Origin of the sequence: Nitratireductor sp. B36, assembly GCF_020833685.1 — a bacterium.
In the GTDB taxonomy this organism is placed as follows: Bacteria; Pseudomonadota; Alphaproteobacteria; order Rhizobiales; family Rhizobiaceae; genus Nitratireductor.
Map to the genome: position 1 here is coordinate 1,267,050 of NZ_JACKZY010000001.1, position 17,842 is coordinate 1,284,891.

Below are 17,842 nucleotides of genomic sequence, written 5' to 3' on the forward strand. Positions count from 1 at the left end.
CAGCTACCGCGTCAGCACGACGCCGGCATCCGCCGGAAAAGAGATCCAGGCGCGATCATGCCATGTGAGCACATCGTCCGCGGCGCGGCGGCGATTGATGCTGCTGGTCTTCACAATACGACCGTCATCGAGCTTCACATGGTGAATGGTCATGTCGCCCAGATAGGCGATGTCCCAGACCTCTCCCTCAACCGCGTTGATCGCGCTCTCAGGGCGATTGCGGGATATGTCTACCTTCTCGGGACGGACAGCGAACCACACATTCGCGCCCTTCTGTGCGCCGGCGCCATTGAACACCGAAAGTTCAAAGCCGGATGCGTCCGCAATGCGGGCCATCTCGCTGTCGGCAGCCGTCACGGTTCCCTCGAACATGTTGATGGAGCCGACGAAATCGGCAACGAAACGTGAGTTCGGCGCCTCGTAGATTTCAGCCGGGGTGGCCACCTGGATGACCTTGCCCCGATCCATCACGGCGATGCGGTCGGCCATGGTCATGGCCTCTTCCTGATCGTGGGTGACAACCATGAAGGTGAGGCCGAGATCGTATTGCAGATCGACCAGCTCGAATTGGGTTTCTTCACGCAGTTTCTTGTCGAGTGCACCCAGCGGCTCATCCAGCAATAAGAGCTTCGGCCGTTTGGCAAGTGAGCGGGCGAGCGCCACACGCTGACGCTGGCCGCCCGATAGCTGGTGCGGCTTGCGCTTGGCGAACGGTTCGAGCTTCACCAGCTTCAGCATGGCAGCCACGCGGTCAGCGATCTCGTCGGCCGGCATCCGGTCCTGCTTCAGGCCGAAGGCGATGTTCTTTTCCACCGACATGTGCGGAAACAGCGCATAGGACTGGAACATCATGTTGACCGGCCGCTTGTGCGGAGGGATGCCCGACAGATCCTGCCCGTCGAGGAAAATGCGACCGGAAGTGGGCTGCTCGAAACCCGCCAGCATGCGCAGCAGCGTGGTCTTGCCACAGCCAGAAGCGCCCAGGAGCGCGAAAAACTCGCGCTCATAGACATTGAGGGACAGGTCATCGACCGCCGTGAAGTCGCCGAACCTCTTGGTGACATTCTCGAACGAAATATACGGCTTCGCCTGGGGGTCGGCCCAGGGTGCAAAGCTGCGACGTGTGCTGCCGAGCGACTTCATCGGCGTCCCCTGCCCTGAAACGGCCTACTGGCCGGTCACCACCTTGGTCCACATGCGTGTCACCTGCCGCTGTGTGCGCATGTCATAGGGGAGCGGTGCCTGAAGTTTCTCCATGGTCTGCTCGTCGGGATAGACGGCTGGATCACCAACCACCTCTTCGTCCATCTCCGCTTGGGCCGCTTTGTTGCCATTGGCATAAACGACATAGTTGGACGCCTTCGCAATCACTTCGGGACGCATGATGTAGTTGAGGAATTCGTGCGCTTCCTCGACATTCTTTGCATCAGCCGGGATGGCCATCTGATCGAACCAGAGAAGAGCGCCCTCCTTGGGGATCGCATAGCCGACGGTTACGCCCTGATCGGCTTCCGCCGCACGGTCGCGCGCCTGGAAAATGTCACCCGAATAGCCGAGCGCCAGGCAGATGTCGCCATTGGCAAGACCGTTGATGTATTCGGAGGAGTGGAATTTGCGCACGTAAGGACGCACCGAAAGAAGCAGTTCTTCCGCCTTTGCCAGATCATCCGCAGAGGGTGCATTCGGATCAAGACCCAGATAGATGAGTGCCGAGCGCACGACCTCGCTGGCTGAATCCAGCATGTAGATGCCACAATCCTTGAACTTCGCGGCCAGTTCCGGCGTGAACATCACATCCCAGGTATCAACCTTGGAGGTGCCGAGGATTTCCTCAGCCTTGCCGACATTGTAGCCGACGCCTGTCGTGCCCCACATATAGTTGATCGAATATTCGTTGCCGGGATCGTAGACCGCCACGCGGTCGTTGATCATGTCCCACATGTTGGACAAATTGGGGAGCTTGTCCTTGTCGAGCTTCTGGAAAACGCCTGCGCTGATCTGCCGGCCGAGAAATTCGCCCGACGGCACCACCACGTCATAGCCCGAGCCGCCCGCGAGCAGCTTGGTTTCCAGGATCTCGTTGGAATCGTAGACGTCATAGACGACCTTGATGCCCGTTTCCTCGGTGAAATCCTCAAGGATGGAGTCATCAATATAGTCCGACCAGTTGTAGACGTTGACGACGCGATCCTGTGCATTCGCCGCCACCGAAATCGAGAGCGCAGCAAGGGAAACGCAGGAGGCTAGAAGGGTTTTACGCAGCATGGAAATTCTCCCCAAGGGACTGTTTTTGCCGGCACACAAATCGCCGCCGACACCCGCATGTTTTCATCAACCCTATTGTCGTTTCAGGGATGCGACAAGCGGCAAATTTCTGTTCGCGCTCAAAGATAAGTCGTGCGCTCCAACGGTGTGATCTCACTCCAGAAGGCGACGATTTCAGCGCGTTTCAAATCGCGATAGACTTTCGCCAGAAGCGGTCCGAGAGCCCGATCGATGAAACGGCTTCTTGAAGCAAGTTGCAGCGCGTCATCCATGTCGTCGGGCAGTTCTCTCCCGATATCAGCCCTTTCGTCATAGGCGCTGCCTTCCACCGGCGGCGGCGGCTGCGCCCCCGCTTCGATCCCCTCGATCATGCCCTGAATGATCGCCGCCATGACGAGATAGGGATTGGCGTCCGCACCTGATATCCGATGCTCCACGCGGCGGTTCTCCTCGGTCGACACGGGGATTCGCAGTGCCACAGAGCGGTTGTTTTCCGCCCACACTGCGTGGGTGGGTGCATAGGACCCGGGCGTGATGCGTCGGAATCCGTTCCAGGTATTGATGTAGAGAATTAGCGATTCTGGCATCGTGTCGATCAGACCGGCCACCGCTGACAGTAATCGTTCGCGGCCCGTCTCGCCGGCAAACACGTTTTGCCCGTCTGCATCGAGCATCGATGTATGCACATGCATTCCATTGCCCGCATAGTCGATGAAAGGCTTGGCCATGAAGGTGGCGGTCAGCCCATGCTCACGCGCGCAGCCCATCACGATGCGACGCAGAAGGATGACATCATCTGCCGCCCGCAAAGGGTCTGCCCGATGTTTCAGATTGACCTCGAACTGGCCGGGAGCGGCCTCCTTGATGATCGTGTCTATGGGCAGGTTCTGGGCATCCGCAGCATCGCGGATCATGTCGAAGAGCGCTGCATTTTCGGCCAGATCGTCTAGCCCGTACATGCGCAGCCGGTCCGGACCTTCACCCGCGCCAAGCGGTGCCGGCATACCGGCGGCATCCGGCTTTTCAGGGTCGAGCAGGTAGAATTCCAGCTCAAACGCGGCGACCGGAAAGAAACCCTTTGCATTTGCTTCCGCCACCTTGTGCTTCAGCACCTGGCGTGAATCCGCCATGAAAGGCTCACCCTCCGGCGTGAAGGTCTGGAGCAGAACCTGCGCCGTCTTGCGTCTGGCCCATGGGACGATCGCAAGCGAGCCACGCGTTGCCCGGCAATAGCCATCCTTGTCGCCGGTTTCGATGTGCAGCCCTGTTTCCTCAACCTCGCGGCCCCATACATCGAGGCCGTGCAGCGACATGGGAAAGTTCACACCTTCCTGAAACGCCTTTTTGAGGCTGTCGCCGGGCGCCCATTTCCCGCGAATGATTCCGTTGGGATCGACAATGAGAAACTCGACCGCCTCCAGGTCTGGATGCTGTTCAACAAAAGCGCGGTATTCGGCCTCGTGGTCGGCGGAGATGAAATCTCCACAGGCAGGATCAGCTTCTGTTGAAATTTCCTCGCCGACTTCTGGCGAAACGGCAGGACTGGGCTTAACGTCTGTATCGATATTCGTTTCGGGGCGGTTCAAGATTGGCCTGTTTCATGATTGCGGATGACAAAGCCTGCGCCGGATTTTCAAACCTTGTCAATGGCTGGAGCGGCTGGCGCTGTGGCGGCGATCGGTGCGGGAGTAAGAAGTGAGAGCAGCATGGTATGAGCGCAACGGCACCGCGCGCGACGTTCTGGAAGTGGGTGACATGCCTCTTCCCGCGCCCGGCCCCGGCGAAGTGCGTGTTCGGCTGGCCACCTCGGGCGTCAACCCGTCCGACGTGAAGGCGCGGCGTGGGCGGCCGCTCAATGCCGGGCGCGTCATTCCGCACAGCGATGGCGCCGGCGAGATAGACGCTGTCGGGCCCGGCGTGGATCATGGCCGTGTCGGCCAGCGTGTCTGGGTGTGGAACGGCCAGTGGCGTCGTCCCTTCGGCACCGCTGCCGAGGCGATCGTGTTGCCGGAAGCGCAGGCGGTTCCCCTGCCGGCGAATGTCGATTACGCGACGGGAGCATGTCTCGGCATTCCCGCATTGACAGCCATGCATGCCGTCAATCTCTTCGAGACCGTGGGCGGCAAGACAATTCTGGTCACTGGTGCCGGCTCTTCTGTCGGGCATTATGCCACGCAGATTGCCAAAGCCCGCGGCGCCCGGGTTATCGCCACCGCCTCGCCCAGCCGCGCCGCCCATGCCCGCGCTGCGGGGGCGGATTTCGTGATCGATTACAAGGCCAAAGACGTGGCCGCCACGGTGAAAGGCCTCACCTCCGGCAAGGGTGTGGACGGTCTCATTGATATGGACCTCTATTCCACCACCGCAATCATCTCGAATGGCGCGCTGGCGCCCCACGGCAAGATCGTCTGCTATGGTTCCAGCCTGGCAGGCGACATACCCGTTTCATTTCCCACATTGTTGTGGAACAGTCTGACACTCCAGGTTTTTGTGGTCTATGAACTGCTTGCCCGGGAGCGAGAGACCGCGATCGGCCAACTCACCGCCATGCTTGAGAAGAACGCGCTCAAGCATTCGATCGGCGAGCGCTTCGCCCTGCGCGATATCGTCAAGGCGCATGAAGCTGTAGAACGCGGCGACGTTGTCGGGAATGTGGTGCTGGACATCGCCTGACTGCGTCATTGAAAATCGAAGGCGCTCAAACCCGTCACCATTTCGTCAAGCCCCAGAGGCCGCGTCACGGGCGGCTCGGCACGGGCGAGGCAACCTGCACGCTCACACAGACGGCAGGCCGGACCCACCGGGGCCAGAGCGTGGGTGGGTGCAGCGCCCGCCTTGCCAGGGGCCCCGGGGAGCGCATCGCCATAGACCACGCTTTCCCGGAAGCCCAGATCGCACCCCAGCAAGATTGCGGTACGGCGCGGACGCTCGGCAAAGGCGCCCTGTGGCCCCTCCAGCGTACGTGCGATCGTGAGAAACTCGGCGCCATCGGGCATTTCGACAGCTTCCACCAGCACCTGACCGGGCTGCGCAAAGGCGGCATGGATTGCAAGCTTGGGGCAGCCACCTCCAAACCGTGCCTGTGGAAACCCCTGGGCGCCAGCCTTGCGGAAGCGGTTTCCCGCATGGTCGACCTCAAGCATGAAGAAGGGTACGCCCGAAGCGCCCGGCCGGGCGAGCGTGGTCAACCGGTTCGCCGCCTGCTCGAACGACACACCGAAACGCGATTTCAGCACATCCACATCGTATCGCGCGCGTTCTGCCGCCGACAGGAATGCCTGATAGGGCATCATCAGCGCGTGTGCCGCATAGCGCCCGAGTTCAAACCGCGCGAGCCTGCGCGCCTCGTTGCTTGAGAGCTTCAGCGCCTCGATTTCCGCGGCGATCGCGACTGACATACGCAGCAGGCACGCCTCCATCGCGATCTCGCGCAGCTGATCGGCCGGTGAAAGCCGTTCGGAAATGAAAAGGCGCTGCGAATGGCGGTCGTAGCGCCGGCGCCAGTTCGGCATAGTCGCCACGGGAAGCAGGCGCACCACGATGCCGTGCTCCTGTTTCAGCCAGCCTCTGATGGCTCCGGAAAGATCGTCGCCCGGACCGATCAGCTTGTGGAAGCTTTCCGCCTCTTCTTCGAGAGAGGCAAAATGGTTTGCATGCCGCTCGAATGTCTCGCGCACCTCGTCAATCGGCAGACGCGTTGCGGAAATGGCGGTGGTGCGCCCTTCCCGCGCAAGCAACTCCGACAGGTCCGACATGCGATCCGCCTGTTCGCGATAGGCGCGGTAGAGTTTTACGAGCGCTGCCGCGGCATTGGGCGCAGCCTCGGCCACATCCACCAGTTCCTGCTCGCCTGGTAGTTCACCGGCAAGAAGCGGATCGGAAAAAACTTCACGCAGTGCGGCAAGCGATAACCCCGCCTCGCCCTGCAGTTCATCCGGGTCGATCTTATAAACGGAAGCGAGCTTCAGAATAAGCGAGACCGTAAGCGGCCGCTGGTTGCGTTCAATCAGATTCAGATAGGATGGTGAGATGCCCAGACCTTCGGCCATCGCCGTCTGGGTCAAACCCTTTGCTGTGCGAATGCGCCTGATGCGCGGCCCGGCGAATATCTTCTGGTTGGCCATGATCGAATTCCGTTGTTCTCCGCGGCCCGGCGAGCGGCGAGCGTTCCGGCATGGTTCCTCGGGTCAAGCCCGAGGATCCATGCCGGAACGGTCGTCACTTTACACGACTTTACAAAATTGTTGCACAAATCCGTCCTTACATAATTTACAAATTTACACGCCTTCTCTGTCAAATTCCAGACATGCTGACACGAAATTTTCCAGAAAAATCGGGTTTTTTCTACATCTTCACTGCGCCGCAATGTAAATCCTGTAACGAAATCGGAGCGCAAAGGCAGACCGCCAGAATGCTCCGTCAGCGAAACAGATTCCGTACGGAGGCAATCATGACGGATTTTTACAACCTTGTTCCCGGCGCAGCGGAAGGCCGCTTCGATGGCATCGAGCGACCCTACACGCCGCAGGACGTGCAGCGTCTTCGCGGCTCGGTCACCATCCGTCACACGCTCGCCGAGGAAGGCGCAAAGCGCCTCTGGAAGCTGATCCACGAAGAAGACTTCGTGAACGCACTCGGCGCGCTCTCCGGCAATCAGGCCATGCAGATGGTCCGCGCCGGCCTGAAGGCGATCTATCTCTCCGGCTGGCAGGTTGCCGCCGACGCCAACACCGCTTCGGCCATGTATCCGGACCAATCGCTCTACCCGGCCAATGCCGGCCCGGAGCTTGCCAAGCGCATCAATCGTACACTCCAGCGCGCCGACCAGATAGAGACGGCGGAAGGCAATGGCCTTTCGGTCGATACCTGGTTCGCACCCATCGTGGCGGACGCGGAAGCCGGTTTTGGCGGCCCGCTCAACGCCTTCGAGCTGATGAAAGCCTATATCGAGGCGGGTGCAGCAGGCGTCCACTTCGAAGACCAGCTTGCGTCTGAAAAGAAGTGCGGTCATCTGGGCGGCAAGGTTCTGATCCCGACGGCCCAGCACATCCGCAATCTGGACGCCGCGCGTCTTGCAGCCGACGTCATGGGTGTGCCGAGCCTGGTTATTGCACGCACCGATGCCGAGGCCGCCAAGCTGCTCACCTCCGATATCGATGAGCGCGACCAGCCCTTCGTCGATTATGAGGCAGGCCGCACGGTCGAGGGCTTCTACCGCGTGAAGAACGGGCTCGACGCCTGCATCGCCCGCGCTGTCGCCTATGCGCCGCACACGGACCTGATCTGGTGCGAAACATCGAAGCCGGATCTGGAGCAGGCGCGCAAATTCGCCGAGGGCGTTCACAAGGCTTATCCGGGCAAGCTGCTCGCCTACAACTGCTCGCCATCTTTCAACTGGAAGAAGAACCTGGACGACGCCACCATCGCCAAGTTCCAGCGCGAGCTTGGCGCCATGGGCTACAAGTTCCAGTTCATCACGCTGGCCGGCTTCCATCAGCTCAATTTTGGCATGTTCGAGCTGGCGCGCGGCTACAAGGAGCGGCAGATGGCAGCCTATTCGGAGTTGCAGGAGGCCGAGTTTGCAGCCGAAGCCAATGGCTACACTGCCACCAAGCACCAGCGCGAGGTCGGCACCGGCTATTTCGACGCCGTGTCCATGGCCATCACCGGCGGCCAGTCTTCGACCACCGCCATGAAGGAATCCACCGAAACTGCCCAATTCCGCCCGGCAGCGGAATAACCCAATGGCCGAAAGGGCCAGGAAAGGAGAACGGAAATGACACCGAACACCCGCGTCAAGGAACGAGCAGAGGAACAGGCAAGCGCCATGTCGTCCGACCAACAGGCTCTGATCCGCATGGTGGCAAACGATCTGCACAGGCTTAATCAGGCGGTCATGAAAGCGGTCGATTCCGGTGTGTCCGTGGAACTGGTCCGCTCAGCACGCCACCATGGCGGTGAGGGAAACTGGGGCGACCTCTTGGTGCCGGTCATCGTCACCAATCGTCTGGCCGGCTCCTGACACCAGCCTGACGACCTCCAGTCGAACGCCCGCGCACGGTCTCCCGCGCGGGCGTTTTTATTTCACGGGGGAGCAGCCTCGTAGCATGATCAAACAATAGAATGATTCAACTTTGATTTAGATTTCGGCGCAAGGGCGGAAGGCGGCACCGCTAAACACACCAAGCCAAGAACATGTTGATTCTGACGGAATTGTAACTTGACTTCTCAACTACAGTAATAATGATTTCTTGAACAATTCAACTGGGCATTGAAGCCCGCATTCCAGTTGATGGCGAACGTCAGATGATAGAGAAAGACGCAATCGGCAGGCTTTCAGCCGACACGGAAGGCGCGGCAGCCAGAGTCTGCGTTGCCGACCCCACGCAGGCTCTGGTGGTTGCGGCTTCTCCGGTCAATCGGATCGTTCTTTCGAGGATTGCTCAACGCGCCTATCTGAAGGTTCAGGCCATGGAGCCGGCGGAAGCGCGCCGCATATTGTCATCTTCATCGCCGCTATCCCGTCCGGGTCTCGTGATCGTGGATATCGATGCACAGGTGCAGCCCTCGGACACGCTGTTCCTCCATCTGGAGCAGCATAGAAGCGCCTCGCCGCGCCGGCTTCCTTTTGTCATCACCATCATCCCTTCCCGCCTCGGGACGGCTCCTCAGGCTGACCATGTGGACGCGCAGGTGGTCCGACCGGTAACACCAGAGGCACTGCAACCGGTTATTCAACGCCTGTTGACCGCTGTCCGGCCTTGAGACTGGGCTCTTCCCTTTCCTTCAGACCCAAGTCTATACTCCGGCATCCAAACAATAATCCCTGGTGATTGATGCCTGACAGGAAGAAGCTAGCCCGCCGCGCCGGTCGAGGTGAATCCGTACGCGCGCCCGCATTTCTGAAAAACCTTCGCGGTGTGAAGGACTGGAAGCAGGCCACGGCCTGGCTGGAATGGCGCGGCATCGAGGACATTGAGTGCATCACACCCGATCAGGCCGGTGTTGCCCGCGGCAAGATGATGCCCTCCAAGAAATTCACGTCGAACACGTCGCTGGCGCTGCCCTCGGCCGTCTTCATGACGACGATTTCCGGCGAGTATCCCGAGAACAGCGGCGATTTCGTCTATCCGGAAGACGATGGTGACCTGAAGCTCCTGCCGGATCTCTCCACGCTCTCTTCGGTCCCGTGGGAGACCGATCCGACCGCTCAGGTCATTTGCGATCTCGTGCACCAGGATGGGCGCGATGTTGCGTTCAGCCCGCGCAATGTGTTGAAACGCGTGGTGGCCGAATATGCCAAACACGGCCTGAAGCCCATCGTCGCGCCCGAAATCGAATTCTATCTGGTTCACAAGAACCCCGATCCGGACTATCCGCTCACTCCGCCCGTCGGGCGCTCCGGTCGTCCCATCGGTGGCGGTCAGGGTTATTCCATTGCCGGCGTCAACGAGTTCGACGAACTGATCGACGACATCTACCATTTCTCCGAAGGCCAGGGTCTCGAGATCGACACGCTGATCCACGAAGAGGGCGCCGGCCAGCTCGAGATCAACCTGCGCCATGGCGACCCGATCGAGCTTGCCGATCAGGTGTTCATGTTCAAGCGCACGATCCGCGAGGCAGCGCTGAAGCACGATACCTACGCGACCTTCATGGCCAAGCCGATCCAGAACCAGCCGGGTTCGGCGATGCACATTCACCAGTCGGTGGTGTCGCTTAAAACCGGCCAGAACGTCTTTTCCGATGAGAAGGGCGAGGAGACTGACACGTTCCGCCACTTCATCGGCGGGCTGCAAAGGCACATTCCCAACGCCCTCATCATGCTGGCGCCCTATGTGAACTCGTATCGCCGGCTCACCCAGGGCACGGCGGTTCCCGTCAACACACGCTGGGGCTATGACAACCGCACCACGGCGTTCCGTGTGCCGCGCTCCGATCCCGCCGCGCGGCGCGTGGAAAACCGCATTCCCTCCTCCGATGCCAACCCCTATCTGGCGCTGGCGGCCTCGCTCGCCTGTGGCCTTATCGGCATTCTGGAGAAGAACAGGCCCGATGCGCCCGCCGGGACCGCCGTCAACCAGGATGAAATCGAACTGCCGCGGGGCCTTCTGGAAGCTGTCGCCCTGTTTGAGGATGACGAGAGCCTGAAGGAGATGCTTGGAGCCCCCTTCGTCTCCACCTTCGCGGCGATCAAGCGGGCAGAGTTCGAGACCTTTATGCAGGTCATCAGCCCGTGGGAGCGCGAATACCTGCTGCTCAACGTTTAGGGTCAGGACCCATGCCCTACCAGTCGCCCGTTTCACCCGGCCTCTCCTGGTATGAAGCGACCGTTGGCGCCCGTCCAGAATATCCAGCCCTTGATGGCGACAGTCGCGTCGATGTCGCCGTCATCGGCGGCGGGTTCACCGGCCTTTCCGCGGCTGCGCATCTTGCAAAGGCAGGCGTCAACGTTGCGCTGATCGAGGCGCACCGTTTTGGTGACGGTGCATCAGGCCGCAATGGCGGGCAGCTCGGCACCGGCCAGCGCGCCTGGGCCGAGGAACTGGAAGCCGAGCTCGGCTTTACCCGTGCAAGAGCCCTGTTCGACCTCGCCGAAGAGGCCAAGGCCCATCTGCTCGATTTCGCCGCCGCCAACGCCATCGAGATCGACTATCGGCCCGGCCAGCTTTCGGTGGTTCACAAGAGGCGCTATCTGGATGAATACCGCCGACACGCGGACATCATGCGCGACCGCTTCGGCTATCCCCATATCACCTATATGGACGAGGCCCAGACCGCCCAACGCCTTGGCTCGACACGCTATTTCGGGGGCATTCGCGACACCGGCACCGGCCATATCCATCCACTCAAACTGGTGGTTGGCACCGCACGCGTGGCAGCGGAGGCTGGCGCAAAGCTCTTTGAAAACACTCCCGCCACGAAGATCGCTTCAGATGCTGGCGGTGTGCGCATTGTGACGCCCACCGGCACAATCACCGCCGAAAAATGCCTCATCGCCACCAATGCCTATGGCGGCGATCTGGAACCGAAGAGCGCGGCCCATGTCATGCCGATCGGCTCCTTCATCGGCGCCACGCCGCCGCTCGGCGACGACAGTCCGGTCCTTCCGGGAGGCGAGGCAGTGGATGATTCCCGTTTCGTGGTGCGCTATTTCCGGCGCTCTGCCGACGGGCGCCTGCTCTTCGGCGGGCGTGAAATCTATGCGCCCGGCGAAGACAAGGCGATCCACCACCACATCCGCCGCCAGATCGCAGAGCTTTATCCGGCCTTGAGCGATGTGGAGCTCACCCATGCATGGGGTGGTTATGTGGGCATTACCATGCCCAGAAAACCCTATGTGCGTGAGGTCATGCCCAACGTGATCTCCGCCGGCGGCTATTCGGGCCATGGCGTCATGCTGTCGAACTTTGTCGGCAGGCTTTATGCCGAAACCGTGTGCGGAAACCGTGATCGGCTCCACCTTTTCGAAGAGCTGAAGATACCGCCCTTTCCGGGAGGTGGGCGCCTGCGCCCGATCCTGTTGTTCCTGGCGCTCAACTGGTACGCCCTGCGCGATCGCCTTTAGAGGCAGAATGCTCACCGTTGCATTGCGGTCGTGCGTGGTTCGACAAGCTCACCATGAGGGTGGGTAGAGACCTGCAGGAACAATCCCAGCATCGCGTGGCCAGCCATTCTTGCACGCGCCCACATCCCTCATGGTGAGCTTGTCGAACCACGCACCACGCACAACGTCGTCACCACGCTACAACGGCCAGAAGAACAGGATTGCCGGCACCGACACCGCAATGATCAGCACTTCCAGCGGCAGGCCCATGCGCCAGTAGTCACCGAAGCGATAACCGCCCGGCCCCATGATGATCGTGTTGTTCTTGTGTCCGATGGGCGTGAGGAAGGCGCAGGAAGCAGCAACGGCCACACCCATCAGGAAAGGATCAGGCGAAACATCGAGCCCCTTGGCGATGGAAAGCCCCACCGGGGCGGCGATCAGCGCCGTCGCCACATTGTTCAAAAAATCCGAAAGCGTCATCGTCACGATCATCAGGATCGCAAGGATCGCCCAGGCGGGCAGAGCGCCCGTGAGCGAAAGAATGGAATCGGCAATCAGCTTGGTGCCACCGGAATCCTCGAGCGCCAGCCCAAGCGGAATGAGCGATGCCAGAAGCACGATCACCGGCCATTCGACGGATTCATAAACTTCGCGCGCGCCGACCACGTTGAACAGCGCATAGATGGCGACTGCCCCGGCAAGCGCCACGGCAAGCGGCATCAGGCCCATCACGGAAAGCGCCACCGCAGCCGCAAAAACACCAACGGCAAACAGCGCCTTGCCGCGCTGGATCACCGTGTGGCTCTTTTCAGCGAGCGGCAGCACGCCCAGCCAGTCGGCTGCATCGTTCACCCGGCTTTCGGGACCCAGAAGAAGCACCACGTCACCCGGCTTGATGACGAGCTTTCGCACCCGCTCGCGAAATCTGCGCCCCTGACGCGAGACACCCAGTAGCGTCACGCCGCGGCGATAAAGCAGCCGCAGATCGTTCGCGGTGCGTCCCACCATATGGGCGTTGTCGGGAACGATGGCTTCCACCAGCACCAGAGACTTGCCGCGAATGCCACCGTGTTCTTCGGAACCCGGTGCATCGAGGTCAGCAGCGCCGATAAAAGCTTCAATGGATTTCGGATCGCCTTCGAGAATGACGTGATCGCTCTTGCGCAATTCCTCGCCGGCGGCAAATCCCGGCAGGCGCTTGCCGCGCCGCACAAGGCCGAGAACGGTCACATCGTGCTCATCGGCAAGCGGGTAGAGTTCGCTGACGGCCTTGCCGATGAAACCGGACTTTTCCTTTACACCCGCTTCCGCAACGAACAGGCCCGCCGCACCATCTTCACCGACAGCCGCCGCCTGTCCAGTATCGGGGATCAGCCGCCACCCGACCGTTGTCACGAACGCGATGCCGACAATGGCGCACACCAGCCCCACCGGCGAAAAATCGAACATCGAAAAGGATTCGCCCAGCGCCCGCCCGCGAAACTCGGCAATGACGATGTTGGGCGGCGTGCCGATCAGCGTGATCATGCCGCCCAGGATCGTCGCAAAGGATAGCGGCATCAGCGATTGCGAGACGGGGCGCTTGGCCTTTTTTGCCGCCTCGATGTCGAGGGTCATCAGCATGACCAGCGCGGCCACATTGTTGATGACGGCCGAAAGCCCCGCGCCAATCACCGACATGAAGCCGATATGCGTGGAAAGGGAACGTCCCGACGAGAGCACGAAACGTGCGATCAGTTCCACCGCGCCCGCGTTCATCATGGCGCGTGAGACGATCAGCACCAGAGCGATGATGACCACAGCCTCGTGGCCGAAGCCCATGAATGCGTCATGCGCATCCACAACACCCGCCACCACCGCGATGATCAGCGCCGCGAAGGCCACCAGATCATAGCGAATGCGACCCCAGACAAGGAAAGCAAAGACGACGCCCAGCAGACTGAAAAGAAAGATCTGCTCATAGGTCATGCATGTGCCCCCTGCCTGCGGACGCCGATTGTCTCAATCGCGCCCGGTTAAATGAACCGACAATAAGGAATTCCTCATGAGAGGTCTGGTTCCCCAGTTTGCGGAATCCCTTTTCAAGCCCGCATGTTCAGATGCAGCGTCCGCCGTCCACTTCCAGCGCAACACCGGTGATGAATTCCGCTTCATCGGAAGCAAGCCACAGGGCCGCATTGGCAATGTCGAGCGGTGTGGAAAGCCGGCCAAGCGGAATGGAAGCGCGGAACTGTGCGCGCTTCTCCGGCGTGTCCTCGCCCATGAACTGATCGAGCATGCCGGTTTCGCCCGCCACCGGGCAAAGGCAGTTCACGCGGATGTTCTGCGGAGCGAGTTCCACCGCCATCGACTTGGTCGCGGTGATCGCCCAGCCCTTCGAGGCATTGTACCAGGTGAGACCTGGACGCGGGCGCAGACCGGCTGTCGATGCGGTGGTGATGATCGAGCCGCCGCCCTGCTTGTCCATGATCGGCACCACGGCCTGGGCTGCGTGATAGATCGCCTTCATGTTGACGGCGGTGATGAGATCGAAGGTTTCCTCATCGACCTCGAGCATGGGGCCATTGCGATGCGTATAGCCTGCATTGTTGACCATGATGTCGAGCCGGCCATGGGCCTGCATGGCGGCATCCACCATCGCGTCCACATCGGCTTTCATGGACACATCGGCGGTGACAGGCAGCGCAGCCTCACCAATCTCGCCGGCGATCTTTTCCGCACCCTTCGCATTCAGATCGGCGACGATGACCTTCGCGCCTTCCTCGGCGAAACGCTTTGCCATTCCTGCGCCAAAACCGGACGCCGCGCCGGTGATGACGGCGACCTTGCCTTCAAGTCGTGCCATTTCAAAATTTCCTGTCAGTGTTAGCCGTGGTTGAAAACGATTGTCTTTGTGGCGGACATGTCGAACAGGGCTTCAAAGCCCTTTTCGCGCCCGTGGCCGGACTTCTTGAACCCGCCAAAGGGGAGTTCGATGCCGCCGCCCGCGCCGTAGCCATTGACGAAGACCTGACCGGCACGCACGCGTTTTGCCACACGGTGCTGGCGCGCGCCGTCGCGGGTCCACACGCCGGCCACGAGGCCAAATTCGGTATCGTTGGCAAGCCGGATCGCATCTGCCTCATCCTCGAACGGGAAAAGCGAAAGGACAGGCCCGAACACTTCTTCTTGTGCCAACGCTGCCTTCGGGTCGACCGCACCGAAAAGCGCCGGCGCCTGATAATAGCCGCCCTCCGGCGCATCCGGATGCACCGTGCCCTCGGCCAGAAGCGGGATGCCGGCTTCCTTTGCGGCCGCGATAAATCCGGCGACCTTGTCGCGCTGTGCCGGGTTGACCAGCGGGCCGATGTCGAGATCGGCATCATGCGGTCCGGCAACCAGCTTCGAGAAGCGCTCGGCCAGGGCCGAAGCCACTTTCTCGTAAATCGGCTTTTCGATCAGCACGCGGCTGCCGGCAGAGCAGGTCTGCCCGCCATTCTGGATGATGGCATTGACGAGCACCGGAAGCGCCGCCTCGATATCCGCGTCGGCGAACACGATCTGCGGGGATTTTCCGCCCAGTTCCATGGTCACGCCGCGATTGTTCACGGCGGCTGCCTGCTGGATTGCCGTGCCGGTCATCGGCGAGCCGGTGAAGGTCACGTAATCGACCAGCGGGTGCGCGGAAAGGGCGGCACCGGCGCTGCGACCATAGCCGGTGATCACGTTGAACACGCCTTCGGGGATGCCCGCCTCATGCGCCAGTTCTGCGATGCGGATCGTGGTCAGCGATGCGTCCTCGGCGGGCTTCACCACCAGCGTGTTGCCCATGGCAAGGGCCGCGCCCACAACGCGGGCCAGAATCTGCATCGGGTAGTTCCACGGCGTGATGCCCACCACCACGCCATGCGGCTCGCGCAGCGTCAGCGCCGTGTAACCGTCGAGAAACGGGATCGTGTCGCCGTGGATCTTGTCGGCCGCACCGCCGTAAAACTCATAATAGCGCATGGTGGCCGTCACATCCGCCTTGCCCTGGCGGATTGGCTTGCCGGTGTCGCGCGATTCAAGTGCGGCCAGTTCCTCGCCATGCTTCTCCACCAGATGGAAAAGCCGTGTCAGGCAGCGTCCGCGCTCGACCGCCGGCATGCGGCTCCATGGCCCCTCGTCAAACGCCTTGCGGGCAGATTTCACCGCCAGATCTACATCCGCCTCGTTGGATGCGGGGATGGAGGCGAAAATCTTGCCGTCGGACGGGCAGCGAACGTCAATCCGTTCGCCCGAGAGCGAATCGACGGAGCGCCCGTCGATGAACTGCATGAAAGCGCGGCCCTCAGCCACGCTGCGCGAAAAATGGGTTCCCATCCCTGCCGCTCCGGTTTGTAATGTCTGTGTGCAAGCCTATGCTCGCGAAGGGAACCATGGGAAACCCGCCATGCGAAGACATGTCAAGGCACAAATGGTTATGCAGGCTTGGCTCAGCCTCGACATGCGCGTGCGACGGAATCCCATCTGGCTTTCTTAAATCGATTAGACTATAGGAACGGCAAGCTCTACGGACGCAGACGGAGAAACCATGACCAGCCAGACAATTCCGGTCGAACCTTTCGATCTCGTGGTGTTCGGCGCCACGGGCGACCTCTCCGAACGCAAGCTCCTGCCGGCGCTCTATCAGCGCCAGCGGGCGGGACAATTCACCGACCCGACCCGCATTATCGGTTCCTCTCGCACCAAGCTCTCCGATGAAGAGTTTCGCACCTTTGCCGAGAAAGCGATCCGCGAGCATGTCGCCAAGGACGATATCGAGCCGAAGGAACTCAAGCATTTTCTGGCTCGTCTTTCCTATGTGCCGGCGGACGCGAAATCGGGAGAAGGCTTTGCCGATCTCAAAACCGAAGTCGGTGACAGCAAGAGCGTGCGCGCCTTCTACATGGCCGTCGCCCCAAGCCTTTTCGACGACATTGTCGGACAGGTGGACAAGCACGGCCTGTCGACAGACACGGCCCGCGTAATCGTTGAAAAGCCGATTGGCCGTTCGCTGGCCTCCGCGCACGAATTGAACGACGCCATCGCCCGCGTTTTCGATGAGCAGAACGTTTTCCGCATCGACCACTATCTCGGCAAGGAGACGGTGCAAAACCTGATGGCGCTGCGCTTTGCCAATGCGCTCTACGAACCGCTCTGGAACTCCGCCCATATCGACCATGTTCAGATCACGGTGGCCGAATCCGTCGGGCTGGAAGGCCGTGCCGGCTATTACGACAAGGCCGGCGCGCTGCGCGACATGGTGCAGAACCACATCCTCCAGCTTCTCTGCCTCGTTGCGATGGAAGCGCCCGCCTCGATGGATGCGGATACGGTGCGCGACGAAAAGCTGAAAGTGCTGCGCGCGCTGAAGCCCATCACCGCCGCAAGCGCGGAAAAGGCGACGGTGCGCGGCCAGTATCGCGCCGGAGCTTCCAACGGCGGCGCGGTGAAGGGTTATACGGACGAGCTTGAAAGCGGCGAGAGCAACACCGAAACCTTCGTCGCCATCAAGGCCGAGATCGAGAACTGGCGCTGGGCCGGAGTCCCCTTCTATCTGCGCACCGGCAAGCGGCTTGCAACCCGCGTCTCTGAGATCGTTATTGAGTTCAAGCCGATCCCGCATTCCATCTTCGAGGATGGTGCCGGCAAGGTCTTTGCCAATCAGCTCGTCATCCGCCTGCAGCCCGATGAAGGCGTGAAGCAATGGATCATGATCAAGGACCCCGGCCCCGGCGGCATGCGGCTGCGCCATGTGCCGCTCGACATGAGCTTTGCCGAATCCTTCAGCGTGCGCAATCCCGATGCCTATGAGCGACTCATCATGGATGTGATCCGTGGCAACCAGACCCTGTTCATGCGCCGCGACGAGGTGGAAGCTGCATGGCGCTGGATCGACCCGATCATTGCCGCCTGGGAAGACAACGAGCAGCCCGCACAGGGCTACACGGCAGGCACATGGGGGCCGTCTTCCTCCATCGCGCTGATCGAGCGCGACGGCCGCACCTGGCACGAGAGCACCTGACC

The 17,842-nt window shown here is 61.0% G+C and carries 14 protein-coding genes; 7 read left to right on the plus strand and 7 right to left on the minus strand.

Annotated elements, in window-relative coordinates; all coding sequences use genetic code 11:
- Positions 1-3: 3 nt before the first annotated feature.
- From H7H48_RS06205 to H7H48_RS06215, 3 genes are all read right to left on the minus strand, one after another.
- Positions 4-1,143 (minus strand): ABC transporter ATP-binding protein, encoded by a 1,140-nt coding sequence (locus H7H48_RS06205; protein ID WP_229447898.1) that lies wholly within the window; start codon positions 1,141-1,143, stop codon positions 4-6.
- Positions 1,144-1,167: 24 nt separating this feature from the next.
- Positions 1,168-2,265 carry a polyamine ABC transporter substrate-binding protein gene (locus H7H48_RS06210; protein ID WP_229447899.1) on the minus strand — a complete coding sequence of 366 codons (1,098 nt, stop codon included), beginning with the start codon at positions 2,263-2,265 and terminating at the stop codon, positions 1,168-1,170.
- Positions 2,266-2,384: 119 nt separating this feature from the next.
- Positions 2,385-3,851: a glutamine synthetase family protein gene (locus tag H7H48_RS06215; RefSeq protein WP_229447900.1), complete on the minus strand. Its 1,467-nt coding sequence runs from the start codon at positions 3,849-3,851 to the stop codon at positions 2,385-2,387.
- A 109-nt stretch (positions 3,852-3,960) separates the two neighbouring features.
- Between H7H48_RS06215 and H7H48_RS06220 the strand changes: the two genes are divergently transcribed.
- On the plus strand, positions 3,961-4,938 hold the full coding sequence (locus tag H7H48_RS06220; RefSeq protein ID WP_229447901.1) for an NADPH:quinone reductase: 978 nt from the start codon (positions 3,961-3,963) through the stop codon (positions 4,936-4,938).
- 5 nt (positions 4,939-4,943) lie between these two features.
- On the opposite strand, the gene H7H48_RS06225 is transcribed toward H7H48_RS06220, so the two are convergent.
- Positions 4,944-6,389 carry a short-chain fatty acyl-CoA regulator family protein gene (locus tag H7H48_RS06225; protein WP_229447902.1) on the minus strand — a complete coding sequence of 482 codons (1,446 nt, stop codon included), beginning with the start codon at positions 6,387-6,389 and terminating at the stop codon, positions 4,944-4,946.
- A gap of 326 nt (positions 6,390-6,715) precedes the next feature.
- Between H7H48_RS06225 and aceA the strand changes: the two genes are divergently transcribed.
- The 5 genes from aceA (at position 6,716) to H7H48_RS06250 (ending at position 11,833) form a co-directional block, all read left to right on the plus strand.
- Complete coding sequence (gene aceA / locus H7H48_RS06230) at positions 6,716-8,005, plus strand: isocitrate lyase (RefSeq protein WP_229447903.1); 1,290 nt, start codon at positions 6,716-6,718, stop codon at positions 8,003-8,005.
- Between the two features lie 36 nt (positions 8,006-8,041).
- Positions 8,042-8,287, plus strand: coding sequence for a hypothetical protein (locus H7H48_RS06235; RefSeq protein WP_223019696.1), 246 nt, complete (start codon positions 8,042-8,044; stop codon positions 8,285-8,287).
- 284 nt (positions 8,288-8,571) lie between these two features.
- Positions 8,572-9,030: a response regulator gene (locus H7H48_RS06240; protein ID WP_229447904.1), complete on the plus strand. Its 459-nt coding sequence runs from the start codon at positions 8,572-8,574 to the stop codon at positions 9,028-9,030.
- Between the two features lie 71 nt (positions 9,031-9,101).
- Positions 9,102-10,535 (plus strand): glutamine synthetase family protein, encoded by a 1,434-nt coding sequence (locus tag H7H48_RS06245; RefSeq protein ID WP_229447905.1) that lies wholly within the window; start codon positions 9,102-9,104, stop codon positions 10,533-10,535.
- Between the two features lie 11 nt (positions 10,536-10,546).
- Entirely contained in the window at positions 10,547-11,833 is a 1,287-nt protein-coding gene (locus tag H7H48_RS06250; protein WP_229447906.1) for an FAD-binding oxidoreductase, read from the plus strand.
- A 177-nt stretch (positions 11,834-12,010) separates the two neighbouring features.
- Here H7H48_RS06250 and H7H48_RS06255 read toward each other — a convergent pair whose 3' ends face one another.
- From H7H48_RS06255 to H7H48_RS06265, 3 genes are all read right to left on the minus strand, one after another.
- On the minus strand, positions 12,011-13,783 hold the full coding sequence (locus tag H7H48_RS06255) for an SLC13 family permease (RefSeq protein WP_065816414.1): 1,773 nt from the start codon (positions 13,781-13,783) through the stop codon (positions 12,011-12,013).
- Between the two features lie 127 nt (positions 13,784-13,910).
- Positions 13,911-14,660: an SDR family oxidoreductase gene (locus H7H48_RS06260; RefSeq protein WP_229447907.1), complete on the minus strand. Its 750-nt coding sequence runs from the start codon at positions 14,658-14,660 to the stop codon at positions 13,911-13,913.
- Between the two features lie 20 nt (positions 14,661-14,680).
- Positions 14,681-16,156, minus strand: a complete 1,476-nt coding sequence (locus tag H7H48_RS06265) for an aldehyde dehydrogenase family protein (RefSeq protein WP_229447908.1) — start codon at positions 16,154-16,156, stop codon at positions 14,681-14,683.
- A gap of 211 nt (positions 16,157-16,367) precedes the next feature.
- On the opposite strand from H7H48_RS06265, the gene zwf reads away from it, so the two are divergent.
- Positions 16,368-17,840, plus strand: coding sequence for a glucose-6-phosphate dehydrogenase (zwf, locus tag H7H48_RS06270; protein ID WP_229447909.1), 1,473 nt, complete (start codon positions 16,368-16,370; stop codon positions 17,838-17,840).
- Positions 17,841-17,842 lie beyond the last annotated feature (2 nt).